The following is a 12939-nucleotide window of genomic DNA, read 5'->3' as shown; positions in this document are numbered from 1 at the left end:
ATCGCTTCCTCAGTTGATCCGCCGACACGCCGTCGAAAACCGGATCAACTGAGGAAGCGATGGAGGGGGAGCGGGTCAGCGCACCCGGGTGACGGGGAACTGCTCGCGGGGGTTGGCGTAGGAGTCCTGCGACTCGACGAGCTTGAGTTCGCGCTCGCCCGACTCCAGGGTGCGCGTCAGCAGGTCGAAGACGCTCGAGACCGTCTTCCGCAGCGCCAGCTCGGCGTCGCCGGTGCGCACGTAGTGCGCCGTGAACAGCGCGGCCGTGACGTCGCCCGAGCCGTTCGCCTTCATCGGGAGGCGCGGCGTCTGCACGATCCACGCGCCCGCGTCGTCGACGGCCAGCATCTCGATCGTGTCGGCCGGCGCATCCGGGCGCTCGACGCTGGTCACGAGGACCGTGCGCGGGCCCATCGCGCGGGCCGCATCCACCGACTCCAGGGTCGACTCGAGCGTGTCCGGCGACGTCTCGGTGAGGAACCCGAGCTCGAACTGGTTCGGCGTGATGATGTCGGCGACGGGGACGACACGCTCGCGGAGCAGCACCGGGATGGCCGGGGCGACGAAGCAGCCGGACTTCGCGTTGCCCATGACCGGGTCGCAGGCGTACACGGCGTCCGGGTTGGCCGCCTTCACGCGCGCCACCGCGTCGACGATGACGTCGCCGATGCCCTCGCTGCCCTGGTAGCCGGAGAGCACCGCGTCGATCTCGCCGAGCACGCCGCGCTCCTCGATGCCGGTGATCACGTCGCGGACGTCGTCCGGCGAGATCAGCGGGCCGCGCCACGCGCCGTAGCCGGTGTGGTTGGAGAAGTTGACGGTGTAGACCGGCAGCACCTCGACGCCGATGCGCTGGAGCGGGAACACGGCGGCGGAGTTGCCGACGTGACCGTAGGCGACCGCGGACTGGATCGAGAGGATCTTCATCCTTCGATCCTCTCACCTCGCACGAGCGGGTCCTGCCGCGACCGTCAGCGGGCGGCGTCCACCAGGTCGTCGATCAGGCGCGCGGCGTCGTCGTCTTCGAGGTCGTGCACCGTGAGACGGAGGTGGTGCGAGGGGGAGAGACGCTCGCCCAGCACGAACTCGTCGCCGGTGCGCGCGAGCCAGCCGCGGCGCATCAGCCGGTCGGCGACCACCTTCGCCTCGACCGGCAGGCGGACCCAGAGGTTGAGCCCGTCGCGGGCCTGGGTGGGCAGGCCGCGCTCGGTCAGCCGGGCGGCGAAGGCGGCGTTCCGTTCCGCGTAGTGCCGGCCGGCGGCGGCGACCTCCGCCAGCACCGCCTCGTCGGTCAGCTGGGCGAGCACCAGTCGCTGCAGGATGTGGCTGACCCACGTCGTGCCGGGGCTCAGCCGCATCGCGAGGCGGTCCGCCGTCTCCGGGTCGGTGGCCGCGACGGCGAGGCACATGTCGGGTCCGAGCGACTTCGAGACCGAGCGGACCAGGGCGTACCGCCGGTGCTCGGGCCCGATCAGCGTCTCGTAGGGCCGCTGGGACAGCATCGAGAAGTGGTCGTCCTCGATCACCAGGACGTACGGATGCTCGGCCAGCACGGCCCGCAGGGCCGCGGCGCGAGCGGGGGAGAGCGTCGCGCCGGTGGGGTTCTGCGCCCGCGGCGTGCAGATGACGGCGCGCACGCCGGACTCGAGCGCGGCACGCAGACCGTCGACGGTCATGCCCTCCGCATCGACGGGCACCGGCACCGCTCGGTAGCCGCCCAGCCGGACGGTGTGGATGCTCGCCAGGAAGCACGGGTCCTCGAGCGCGACGGCGTCGTCGCGCAGCAGGGCCTGCGCGAGCAGCCGCTCCACCGCATCCACCGCGCCGTTGGTGACGGTGATGCGCACGGGGCGGCCGGGAAGGTCGGCGCTGACCCAGGCGAGGGCGCGCTCCTCCAGGGCCGGGTCGATGACGGGCTCGCCGTAGAGCACGGGGCGCCCGACGGCGGTCGCGAGTGCGCCGGAGAGGTCCGGGATGCGTCGCGGGTCCGGGTTCCCCGTCCCGATGTCGCGAAGCACGCTGTCGGGCGCGTAGCCCTCCTGGGCGACGGCGGTCACCCCGGCGACGACGGTCCCGGCCCGGCCGCGGGCGGTCACGACGCCGGCCTGCGCGAGCAGGCGGTACGCGGCGACGGCGGTGTTGCGGTTCACTCCGAGCTGGGCGGCGAGCTCGCGGACGGGCGGGAGCGCATCCCCGGTCCGCAGGGCGCCCCGCTCGTGCAGCGCGCGCACGCTCGCCGCGATCTCGGACGCGGTGCTGCCCGTGATGGTCTGCTCGTCCATGTCCCTCCGGCTTGCGAGTCTAGCGAGCCGCGGCGAGGATGCTATCGTTCGGCATAGGCCAAAACCGTTTTTGTACGACGAGAGGGCGATGATGACAGACAGCGAGCAGGGCACGTTCGGATCGAGCCGGGTCAAGCGCGGCCTCGCCGAGATGCTGAAGGGCGGCGTCATCATGGACGTCGTCACCCCCGAGCAGGCTCGCATCGCCGAGGACGCCGGCGCGGTCGCCGTCATGGCGCTGGAGCGCGTGCCCGCCGACATCCGCGCCCAGGGCGGCGTGGCCCGGATGAGCGACCCGGACCTCATCGAGGCCATCATCGCCGAGGTGTCCATCCCGGTCATGGCGAAGGCCCGCATCGGCCACTTCGTCGAGGCGCAGGTGCTGCAGGCGCTCGACGTGGACTACATCGACGAGTCGGAGGTGCTGTCGCCCGCCGACTACGTGAACCACATCGACAAGTGGCGCTTCACCGTCCCGTTCGTGTGCGGCGCCACCAACCTCGGTGAGGCGCTGCGCCGCATCAACGAGGGCGCGGCGATGATCCGCTCGAAGGGCGAGGCCGGCACCGGCGACGTCTCCGAGGCGACCAAGCACATCCGCAAGATCACCTCGGAGATCAACGCCCTGAAGTCGATGACCAAGGACGAGCTGTACGTCGCCGCGAAGGAGCTGCAGGCGCCGTACGAGCTGGTGCGTGAGATCGCCGAGACGGGCAAGCTCCCGGTCGTGCTCTTCACCGCCGGCGGTGTCGCCACCCCGGCCGACGCGGCGATGATGATGCAGCTGGGCGCGGACGGCGTGTTCGTCGGCTCCGGCATCTTCAAGTCGGGCAACCCGGAGCAGCGCGCCGCCGCGATCGTGAAGGCCACCACCTTCTACGACGACCCGAGCGTCATCGCCGAGGTCTCCCGCGGACTCGGGGAGGCCATGGTGGGCATCAACGTCGCAGACCTGCCCGCCCCGCACCGCCTCGCCGAGCGTGGCTGGTAACGGCCCGCGGGTCGGCGTCCTCGCGCTGCAGGGCGACTTCCGCGAGCACCTCGCGGTCCTGCGCGGTCTGGGCGCCGACGCCGTCCCCGTCCGCCGGCCCGCCGAGCTGGATGAGATCGGCGGCCTGGTCATCCCGGGCGGCGAGTCGAGCGTGATGGACAAGCTCTCGCGCTCGTTCGGTCTCGCCGGGCCGCTGCGCGAGGCGATCGCGGGCGGTCTGCCGGTGTACGGCACGTGCGCCGGGCTGATCTTGCTCGCCGACCGTGTGCTCGACGGCATCGCCGGTCAGCAGACGCTGGGCGGCCTGGATGTGGCGGTGCGGCGCAATGCGTTCGGCTCTCAGGTGGACTCGTTCGAGACCGACCTCGACATCCCGGCGGTGGGGGACGCGCCCATGCACGCGGTGTTCATCCGCGCCCCGATCGTGGAGAGCGTCGGCGAGAAGGCGACGGCCCTGGCCCGCGTCGGCGACGGCCGGGTGGTGGCGGTCGAGCAGGGCAACCTGCTCGGAACGTCCTTCCACCCCGAGATCACCGGCGACACGCGCTTCCACGAGTACTTCCTGTCGAAGGTGCGCGACGCGGCGCTGAGCGCGGCGTAGGGGCGCGGCGTGAAGCTGATCGTTCTCCGCGGCGCCTCCGGTTCGGGCAAGTCGACGGTCGCGGCCCTGCTCCGGCAGCGGCTCGGCACCGGCATCGCGCTGGTGGAGCAGGACTACCTGGGTCGCGTCGTCCTCGGGCTCCGGGCCACGGACGACGGCACCAGCGCGGATGCGTTGGATGCGCTGGCCCGCGCGGCGCTGCGGACCGCTCCCGCCGTGCTCGTCGAGGGCATCCTCTCGTCCGAGCGCTACGGTGCCGTGATCGAAGGACTCCGCGGCATCCCCGGTGTGTCGTCGTGGCTGTACCGCTTCCGCCTCCCCTTCGAGGAGACGGTGGCCCGCCACGCGACCCGGGAGAAGGCGGGTTCGTTCGGCGAGGACGAGCTCCGGCGCTGGTGGCCCGGCGACGACCTGCTCCGCGATCACGACGGCCGGCCGGTCGAGCAGCTGATCGGGCCCGAGGCGACGGCCGAGCAGGTCGCCGAGCGGATCATCGCCGACGCGGGCCTGGTCGCCGGCGACTAGCGGCCGCCCGCTGAGACGCGAGGGGCATGGCGCGCCGGGCCGCCGCGACCCTAGGATCGCGGCGAGTCCCTAGTCACCCGAGCCTGCGAGGACCGCATGACCGACCGTCCGCCCTTCCGTGTCCCGGTCGGAAGCGCCGCCAACCCGGTGCTCGACCGGGAGTCCCTCGACCGCCTGCGTTCTCTCGGGATGACCGAGGAGGTCGCCGCGGGGGACACGCTGTTCCGCGCGGGTGACGAGAACCTCGACTTCTTCGTGATGGAGGCCGGCCGGGTGGACATCATCCGGGAGGCGACGATCGGGTCGCGCGCGCGGACGGTCGCGCAGTGGCAGGCGGGGGAGTTCCTCGGCGAACTGAGCATGCTCACCGGCCAGGCGTCGCTGCTCACGGCGCTGATCACCGAGCCGGGGCGGGTGCTGCGCATCCCGAACGCGCTGTTCAAGCAGATCATGGCGACGGATGCGGGGCTCTCGGAGACCCTGCTCGAAGCGTTCCGGGCCCGCCGGAGGCTGCTGATGGCCGCGGCGGACCGCACCCTCGAGCTCTTCGGCCGGGAAGGCAGCGCGGGCGCGCTCGCCCTGCGCCGCTACGCCGCGCGCATGGAGCTGCCGCACCGCTGGATCGACGTGGGGACGGACGTGGGCCGCGCGGCGCTGGCCGAGGCGGGCCACACTGAGGCCGACCTTCCGCTCGTCCTGACCCGGGGCACCGCGCTGCCGAACGCGACGCCCCGCCAGCTCGCCGAGACCGTGGGGCTCGCCTTCCGCTACCGGGACGGCGACTCGTTCGACCTGGTCGTGGTCGGGGCCGGGCCGGCCGGCCTCGCTGCGGGCATCTACGGCGCCTCCGAGGGTCTCAGCACCCTCGTGCTCGACGCGCTCGCCCCGGGCGGCCAGGCCGCCGCCAGCTCCCGCATCGAGAACTACCTGGGCTTCCCCTCGGGCCTCTCCGGCGCCGAGCTGACCGAGCTGGGACTCATCCAGGCGCTCAAGTTCGGCGTCCGCCTGTCCGCACCCGCCGACGTCGTCGAGCTGCGCCACGAGGAGGACAGGATCGTGCTCGAACTCGGCGACGGCGACAGCATCCGCGCCCGCTCGGTCGTCGTCGCGACCGGCGCCCGCTACCGGAGGCTGCCGCTGGAGAACTGGGCGGAGTTCGAGGGCGGCAGCATCTTCTTCGCCACGACGGAGCTGGAGGCGCGGACGGTCGCGCGGCGCCCGTCGGTCGTCGTCGGCGGCGCGAACTCGGCCGGGCAGGCCGCCCTGTACCTCGCCGGGCTCGGCGGCGACGTCGCGCTCGTCGTGCGCGGCGCGTCCATCGAGGCGAAGATGTCCACCTACCTGGTCGACCGGGTGGTCGCGCACGAGCGGATCCGGGTGCACGTCTCCTCCGACGTCACCGGACTTCACGGCGGCGAGCAGCTGGAGGAGGTCACCATCACCTCCTCGGCGACCGGCGAGACGGAGCGCGTCACCGCCGCCGCGCTCTTCTGCTTCGTCGGTGCGGAACCCGGTGCGTCCTGGCTCTCCGGGGCGGCCGTCGACGCGAGCGGATTCCTCCTCACCGACGTCGACCTGCCCGCTCCCGCGGACGGCGGCCGCGGCCCGCTGCCGTTCGAGACGAGCCTGCCCCGGGTCTTCGCCGCGGGCGACGTGCGTCACGGCTCGATGAAGCGGATCGCCGCCGCCGTGGGCGAGGGCGCGAGCGCCGTGGCGTCGGTGCACCGGGCGTTGGCGGTGCGCTGAGCCGCCGCGTCGTCCCGGGCCGAGCGCTGGCGAGGGCCTATTATGGACGGGTTCAGAAAGTGATCCGAGGGAGCAGCAGTGTCCGGGCATTCCAAGTGGGCAACGACCAAGCACAAGAAGGCGGTGATCGACGCCCGCCGCGCGAAGTCCTTCGCCAAGCTCATCAAGAACATCGAGGTGGCGGCGAAGACCGGCGGCGCCGACCTGTCCGGCAACCCGACGCTCGTGGATGCGGTGCAGAAGGCCAAGAAGACCTCGGTCCCCAACGACAACATCGACCGCGCGATCAAGCGCGGCGCCGGGCTCACCGGTGAGTCGATCGACTACACGACGATCATGTACGAGGGCTACGGCCCCGGCGGTGTCGCCCTGCTCATCGAGTGCCTCACCGAGAACAAGAACCGCGCCGCGGCCGAGGTGCGCACCGCGATGACCCGCAACGGCGGCACCATGGCCGACCCGGGCAGCGTCGCGTACAACTTCCACCGCAAGGGCGTCATCGTCGTCCCGCACGCCGACGGCGTCGACGAGGACACGGTGCTCGCGGCGGTCCTCGACGCCGGCGCCGAGGAGGTCACCGACCGCGGTGAGAGCTTCGAGGTGCTGACCGAGGCGTCCGACCTGGTCGCCGCGCGCACGGCACTGCAGGATGCGGGCATCGACTACGACTCCGCCGACGCCGAGTTCGTCGCGACGGTGAACGTCGAGGCCGACGCGGAGGTCGCCCGCAAGGTCTTCCGCCTCATCGACGCCCTCGAGGACTCCGACGACGTGCAGAACGTGTACACCAACCTCGACATCAGCCCTGAGGTGCAGGCGCAGCTCGACGAAGACGACGAGTAGGCCGCGACCGTGACGATCCGGGTGCTCGGCATCGACCCGGGTCTCACGCGCTGCGGCGTCGGAATCGTGGATGTGCGTCCCGACCGCCGCGCGGCGCTCGTCGAGGTCGCCGTCATCCGCACGCCTCCCGGCATGCCCCTGGAGGAGCGGCTGCTTGCCGTCGGGACGGGCATCGAGCGCCTGATCGACGAGCACGGCCCGGCCGTGGTCGCGATCGAGCGCGTGTTCGCCCAGCACAACCTCCGCACGGTGATGGGGACCGCCCAGGTCAGCGGCGTCGCCCTGCATGCGGCGGCGAAGCGCGGCCTCCCCGTAGGGCTCCACACTCCGAGCGAGGTGAAGGCCGCGGTCACCGGGTACGGGTCCGCCGACAAGAAGCAGGTGCAGGCGATGGTCGCGCGCATCCTGGGTCTGGACGAGGCGCCCAAGCCGGCGGATGCCGCGGATGCGCTGGCCATCGCGATCTGCCACGCCTGGCGCGGCGGACCGGTCGCCGCGGATGCCGGGGGAGCGGCAGGCGGGCTGACCCCGGCGCAGGCCGCGTGGCGCGCCGCGGAGCGCTCCACCCGGGCGTCGGCGGCTCCCCGTAGGCTGGCACGGTGATCTCCTCCCTCCGCGGTACCGTGCTCTCGGCGAGCGGCGGAACCGCTGTCATCGAGGTGGGCGGCGTCGGCTTCGCCGTGCAGCTCACCCCCGACCATGTGCTCTCCCTGCGGGTGGGCGAGGAGGCGTTCCTCCACACCTCCCTGATCGTGCGGGAGGATGCGCTGCAGCTCTTCGGCTTCGCCGACCGCGAGCAGCTGGAGGTCTTCGAGCTCCTCAACGGCGTCTCGGGAGTCGGCCCCAAGTCCGCGATCGGCGTGCTCTCGGTGCTCTCACCGAACGACATCGCCGCCGCCGTGACGGCGGACGACGACGCTCCCTTCCGCAAGGTGTCCGGAATCGGGCCCAAGACGGCCAAGCTGATCGTCGTCTCCCTCACCGGCAAGCTGGCGGCGGTGCGCCGCCCGGTACCGGTCGCGAAGACCACGCGGGCGCCGTCGTCCGTCTCCGACAGCGTGCTCGTCGCCCTGGTCGGCCTGGGCTGGCCGGAGCGCGTCGCGGCGGAGGCGGTGGCGGATGTCGTCGCGGACACCGACGAGGCTCAGCGCGACAGCGTCCAGACCCTCCTCCGCCTGACCCTGGCCCGGCTCGGTCCCGCGGCTCCGCAGGGAGCGCGATGAGCGACGACTTGACCGCGCCCGAACTCGAGTCGGAGTCGGAGCTCGCGTTCGAGGGCGCGCTGCGCCCCCGCTCGCTCGCGGAGTTCGTCGGGCAGGCGAAGGTGCGCGGCCAGCTGCAGCTGCTGCTCACCGCTGCACGCATGCAGGAGCGGACCGCCGACCACATCCTGCTGGCCGGGCCGCCCGGGCTCGGCAAGACCACCCTGGCGATGATCGTCGCGCACGAGAGCGAGCGCCCGTTGCGGCTGTCCAGCGGTCCGGCGATCCAGCACGCGGGCGACCTGGCAGCCCTGCTGTCCTCGCTCACGCCGGGAGAAGTGCTGTTCATCGACGAGATCCACCGTATGGCGCGCTCGGCGGAGGAGATGCTCTACCTCGCCATGGAGGACTTCCGCATCGACATCATGGTCGGCAAGGGGGCGGGCGCCACGTCCATCCCGCTCGACCTCGCGCCCTTCACGCTGGTCGGCGCGACCACGCGGTCCGGCCTGCTACCGAACCCGCTGCGCGACCGCTTCGGCTTCACTGCGCACCTCGAGTTCTACGACGACGCGGAGCTGACCCAGGTGCTCAGCCGCGCCGCCTCGATGCTCGAATTCGACATCGACCGGGAGGCGCTGGCCGAGATCGCGGGCCGCTGCCGCGGCACCCCGCGCATCGCCAACCGCCTGCTGCGCCGCGTGCGCGACTACGCACTCGTGCACGGCGGCCGCGGCGATGTGGATGCGGTGCGTGCCGCCCTCGAGCTCTACGACGTCGACCCGCTCGGACTCGACCGGCTCGATCGCGCCGTGCTCCATGTCCTCCTGGAGCGCTTCGACGGGGGACCGGTGGGTCTGAACACCCTGGCGGTCTCGGTCGGCGAGGAGGCGGAGACCATCGAGTCCGTCGTCGAGCCCTTCCTGGTGCGGATCGGACTGCTCTCGCGGACGCCCCGGGGGCGGATGGCGACCGCCGCGGCGTGGAGGCACCTGGGCATCCCCAGCCCGGCGAGGGATTCCTCCCAGCCTCCGTCGCTGATCGATGACATATAATCCAAGCTGGCCGTTCGGCCAACCCCCTTGCCCCCGATGAAAGGTTCGGCAACTCCCCATGGTCTTTGACCCGTTGACCATCGTGATGATCGTCATCCTGGCGGCACTCGTCTTCTTCATGTTCCGCAACAGCCGCAAGCGGCGCCGCGAGCAGGACGAGACCCGCTCGAAGATGGTGCCCGGCGCCGAGGTCATGACCAACTTCGGCCTCTACGGCACGCTCCTGTCCGTCGACGAGGACGACAACACCGCGCTCATCGAGACCAGCCCCGGCCACGTCGTGAAGGTGCACCGCCAGGTCCTCGCCCGCGTGGTCGAGCCGAAGGTGGCCGAGCCGGCCGCCGCGACCGAGGGCGACGTCGCCGCCGCCCCGGGTGTCGAGCTCAACGAGGACCACGCGATCGCCGCCGACGCCGACGCCACCACGCCGGAGTACGGCGAGCGGGTCGACGAGGCCAAGAAGCGCAAGAGCGACGACTGACACATTCCCTGTGACCCGGCGCTCTCGCTGAGCCGGTCACTCGTAGAAAGCTGAGTACCTAGGTGGCAAAGTCGACCCCGGTCAAGAAAGCCTGGCGTTCGCTGACATGGCTCGGCGTCATCGTGGTGGTGCTCCTGGGCACCCTCACGGCCGGCGTCCTGTTCAGCAACGCGACCTGGCTGCCCAAGCTCGCGCTCGACCTCGAGGGCGGCACACAGATCATCCTCGCGCCGCAGGTCGAGAACGGTCAGTCCGTGCAGCAGGAGCAGCTCGACCAGGCGGTCTCGATCATCCGCCAGCGCATCGACGCGTCCGGCGTGTCCGAGGCGCAGATCTCCACCGAGGGCTCGCGCAACATCGTGGTGTCGCTGCCCGGCAAGCCGGACCAGGCGACGCTCGACCGCGTGAAGTCCAGCGCCCGCCTCGACTTCCGCCCGGTGCTCGTCGCCGGCGGCCCGACCAACGAGGTCGTCGGAGCCGACGGCAAGTCGACCCCGGCGCCGTCGCCGGCTCCGGGGCTGCAGTCCACGCCGTCCACCAAGCCGACCAACGGCAGCGACCTCGCGTGGGTGACGCCGAAGCTCCAGGCGGAGTTCGACGCGTACGACTGCAAGGCCAACGCGAGCAAGACGTCGAGCTCCGCGCCGACCGATGAGCCGCTGATCACCTGCGACGACCAGAACCAGGTCAAGTACCTGCTCGGTCCGGTCGAGGTGAAGGGCCAGGACATCAAGGACGCCAGCGCCGGGCTCGTGCAGAGCTCGCAGGGCGTGACCACGGGTCAGTGGGCGGTCAACATCGTCTTCAACGACGCCGGCACCAAGGCGTTCTCCGACGTGACGACCCGTCTCGTGGCGCTGCAGGGCGCGCAGAACCAGTTCGCCATCGTCCTCGACGGCAAGGTCATCTCCGCTCCGACCACCCAGGCGGCGATCACCGACGGCAAGCCGCAGATCACCGGCAACTTCACCGAGACCACGTCGAAGGCACTCGCCGACCAGCTGAAGTTCGGCGCGCTGCCGTTCAGCTTCAAGGTGCAGAGCCAGGACACGATCTCGGCGACGCTGGGAACCTCGCAGCTGCTGAGCGGCCTGATCGCGGGCCTCATCGGTCTGATCCTGGTCGGCATCTACACCTTCTTCCAGTACCGCCTGCTCGGCTTCGTGACGATCTTCTCGCTCGTGGTCGCCGGCGTGCTCACCTGGCTGACGATCTCGCTGCTGTCGTGGCACTACGACTACCGGCTGTCCCTGGCGGGTGTGGCGGGTCTGATCGTCGCGATCGGATTCACGGCCGACTCGTTCATCGTCTACTTCGAACGCATCCGAGACGAGTTGCGCGACGGGCGCGGACTCGAGTCCGCGGTCGAAGCGGGTTGGGGACGTGCGCGGCGCACGATCTACGCGTCGAAGGCCACCAACCTGCTCGCGGCCGTGGTGCTCTACGTGCTCGCCGCGGCGAACGTGCGCGGGTTCGCCTTCACCCTCGGCCTGACGACGATCATCGACGTCATCGTCGTGCTCCTGTTCACCCACCCGACCCTGCAGCTGCTCGCCCGCACGCGGTTCTTCAGCTCCGGTCACCCGATGTCGGGTCTCGACCCGGAGGCGCTGGGAGCCGTCTACCGCGGCGCCGCGAAGTTCCGCGCGCCGACGGTCCCGGTCCCGGTCGGCACCGCCGTCCGCAGCAGCAAGGAGGCGGCGCGCCGCCAGACCATCGCCGAGCGCAAGGCGGCGGAGCTCGCCGGCGCGACGACGTCCTCGGATCGCTCGACCGAGGGGAAGGACTCCTGATGGCCAGTCGTCTGGTGAAATTCGGCAACGACCTCTACACCGGGGCGCGGTCGGTCGACTTCGTCGGCCGCCGCAAGATCTGGTACTCCATCGCGGCCGTCATGGTCGTGCTGTCGATCCTCGTCCCCATCGTCAAGGGCGGGTTCAACTTCTCGATCGAGTTCCGCGGTGGATCGCAGTTCCAGATCAGCGATGTGTCGAGCACCGACACGTCGAAGGCGCAGAGCGCCGTCACGAGCGTTGTGCCGGATGCGGTCTCGCACGTCAGCGTGGTCGGCGACAACGCCGTCCGGGTGCAGACGGACCAGCTGTCCGAGACGCAGACGCGCGACGTGTCGGAGGCGCTGGCGAAGGCCTACGACGTCGACGCGTCGGAGGTGTCCGCGACGTTCATCGGCCCCTCGTGGGGTGCGGACGTGACGCAGCAGTCCATCCAGGGTCTCGTCGTGTTCCTGCTGCTCGCGTTCATCGCGATGGCGCTGTACTTCCGCACCTGGAAGATGTCGGCGGCCGCGATCATCTCGCTGTTCCACGACCTCATCATCACGGCCGGCGTCTACGCGCTGGTCGGGTTCGAGGTCTCGCCTGCGACGATGATCGGCTTCCTGACCATCCTCGGCTACTCGCTCTACGACACCGTCGTGGTTTTCGACAAGATCCGCGAGAACACCAAGGAGGAGCTGGAGCTCACCCGGCGGACGTTCCCGGAGGCGGTCAACCTCGCCGTCAACCAGACGCTCGTCCGGTCGATCAACACCGCCGTCGTCGCCGTGCTGCCGGTCGCGTCCATCCTCTTCATCGGCGCCTACGCGTTCGGTGCGGCGACCCTGCGCGACATCTCGCTCGCGCTGCTGATCGGCATCATCGTCGGCACGTACTCGACGATCTTCCTGGCCGCGCCGATGTACTCGCAGTTCCGTGAGGGCGAGGCCGCGATCAAGAAGCACGACCAGAAGGTGCGCTCGATCCGGCCGAAGGCCGCGGTCAAGGCCGACGTCGTCGCGACCGCTGCGGAGTAACCCCGACGTATGTCCGACGCCTCCGCACCTTCCGGCTTCCTGGCCGAGGACGTGGTCTCCGCTGCGCGCGCTCGCGAGCTGACCGATCAGGACGCGGCCTGGCTGCTCGACGTGCGCGAGGGCTACGAGTGGGAGGCCGGGCACGCGCCCGGCGCGCACCACATCCCTCTCGGTGAGCTGAGCGAGCGCCAGCACGAGCTGCCGGAGGACCGGCAGATCCTGGTGATCTGCCGCAGCGGCGCCCGGTCGCGGATGGTGACCGACGCCCTGAACGAGGCGAACTATCCGGCGGCCAACGTCGACGGCGGCATGGGAGCCTGGCAGGCCGGCGGCGGTCCGGTTCAGCGCGACGACGGTACGCCAGGAGCGATCGTCTAGTCCCGGCGACGTTGACCGTGACA

14 protein-coding genes are annotated in these 12939 nt (G+C 71.1%); 12 read left to right on the top strand and 2 right to left on the bottom strand.

Translation table 11 applies throughout. The annotated features are described in order from the left end of the window. Window positions 1-75 precede the first annotated feature (75 nt). Together pdxY and J2W45_RS05390 are read right to left on the bottom strand one after the other, a co-directional pair. Window positions 76-927, bottom strand: coding sequence for a pyridoxal kinase PdxY (gene pdxY / locus J2W45_RS05395; protein ID WP_310129629.1), 852 nt, complete (start codon window positions 925-927; stop codon window positions 76-78). A 44-nt stretch (window positions 928-971) separates the two neighbouring features. After that, window positions 972-2282: an aminotransferase class I/II-fold pyridoxal phosphate-dependent enzyme gene (locus tag J2W45_RS05390; protein WP_310129628.1), complete on the bottom strand. Its 1311-nt coding sequence runs from the start codon at window positions 2280-2282 to the stop codon at window positions 972-974. 88 nt (window positions 2283-2370) lie between these two features. On the opposite strand from J2W45_RS05390, the gene pdxS reads away from it, so the two are divergent. The 12 genes from pdxS to J2W45_RS05330 all read left to right on the top strand — a co-directional run bounded on the left by pdxS (window position 2371) and on the right by J2W45_RS05330 (window position 12916). Further along, window positions 2371-3273 (top strand): pyridoxal 5'-phosphate synthase lyase subunit PdxS, encoded by a 903-nt coding sequence (pdxS, locus tag J2W45_RS05385; protein ID WP_396427064.1) that lies wholly within the window; start codon window positions 2371-2373, stop codon window positions 3271-3273. Further along, window positions 3263-3874 carry a pyridoxal 5'-phosphate synthase glutaminase subunit PdxT gene (gene pdxT / locus J2W45_RS05380; RefSeq protein WP_310129626.1) on the top strand — a complete coding sequence of 204 codons (612 nt, stop codon included), beginning with the start codon at window positions 3263-3265 and terminating at the stop codon, window positions 3872-3874. The genes pdxS and pdxT overlap by 11 nt, the downstream gene beginning before the upstream one ends. Window positions 3875-3883: 9 nt before the next feature. Next, window positions 3884-4399 (top strand): AAA family ATPase, encoded by a 516-nt coding sequence (locus tag J2W45_RS05375; RefSeq protein ID WP_310129624.1) that lies wholly within the window; start codon window positions 3884-3886, stop codon window positions 4397-4399. A gap of 96 nt (window positions 4400-4495) precedes the next feature. Further along, entirely contained in the window at window positions 4496-6145 is a 1650-nt protein-coding gene (locus tag J2W45_RS05370) for an FAD-dependent oxidoreductase (RefSeq protein WP_310129623.1), read from the top strand. A gap of 78 nt (window positions 6146-6223) precedes the next feature. Next, entirely contained in the window at window positions 6224-6988 is a 765-nt protein-coding gene (locus J2W45_RS05365; RefSeq protein ID WP_310129621.1) for a YebC/PmpR family DNA-binding transcriptional regulator, read from the top strand. 15 nt (window positions 6989-7003) lie between these two features. Next, window positions 7004-7591, top strand: a complete 588-nt coding sequence (ruvC, locus tag J2W45_RS05360) for a crossover junction endodeoxyribonuclease RuvC (RefSeq protein ID WP_310134926.1) — start codon at window positions 7004-7006, stop codon at window positions 7589-7591. Next, on the top strand, window positions 7588-8211 hold the full coding sequence (gene ruvA / locus J2W45_RS05355; RefSeq protein ID WP_310129620.1) for a Holliday junction branch migration protein RuvA: 624 nt from the start codon (window positions 7588-7590) through the stop codon (window positions 8209-8211). The genes ruvC and ruvA overlap by 4 nt, the downstream gene beginning before the upstream one ends. Continuing rightward, window positions 8208-9245 carry a Holliday junction branch migration DNA helicase RuvB gene (gene ruvB, locus J2W45_RS05350; RefSeq protein ID WP_310129618.1) on the top strand — a complete coding sequence of 346 codons (1038 nt, stop codon included), beginning with the start codon at window positions 8208-8210 and terminating at the stop codon, window positions 9243-9245. Before ruvA ends, ruvB begins: the two co-directional genes overlap by 4 nt. Before the next feature lie 58 nt (window positions 9246-9303). After that, complete coding sequence (gene yajC, locus J2W45_RS05345) at window positions 9304-9726, top strand: preprotein translocase subunit YajC (protein ID WP_310129616.1); 423 nt, start codon at window positions 9304-9306, stop codon at window positions 9724-9726. A 62-nt stretch (window positions 9727-9788) separates the two neighbouring features. Continuing rightward, entirely contained in the window at window positions 9789-11519 is a 1731-nt protein-coding gene (gene secD / locus J2W45_RS05340) for a protein translocase subunit SecD (RefSeq protein ID WP_310129615.1), read from the top strand. Beyond that, window positions 11519-12538, top strand: coding sequence for a protein translocase subunit SecF (gene secF, locus J2W45_RS05335; protein ID WP_310129613.1), 1020 nt, complete (start codon window positions 11519-11521; stop codon window positions 12536-12538). The genes secD and secF overlap by 1 nt, the downstream gene beginning before the upstream one ends. Window positions 12539-12547: 9 nt before the next feature. Beyond that, the gene (locus tag J2W45_RS05330; protein WP_310129611.1) at window positions 12548-12916 is read left to right on the top strand and encodes a rhodanese-like domain-containing protein; all 369 of its coding nucleotides are present in this window, start codon (window positions 12548-12550) and stop codon (window positions 12914-12916) included. Window positions 12917-12939 lie beyond the last annotated feature (23 nt).

The sequence above is a fragment of the Leifsonia shinshuensis genome (assembly GCF_031456835.1).
In the GTDB taxonomy this organism is placed as follows: Bacteria; Actinomycetota; Actinomycetes; order Actinomycetales; family Microbacteriaceae; genus Leifsonia; species Leifsonia shinshuensis_C.
Note: the sequence above shows the minus strand (reverse complement) of the source record. Positions and strands in the feature narration are given on the sequence as shown.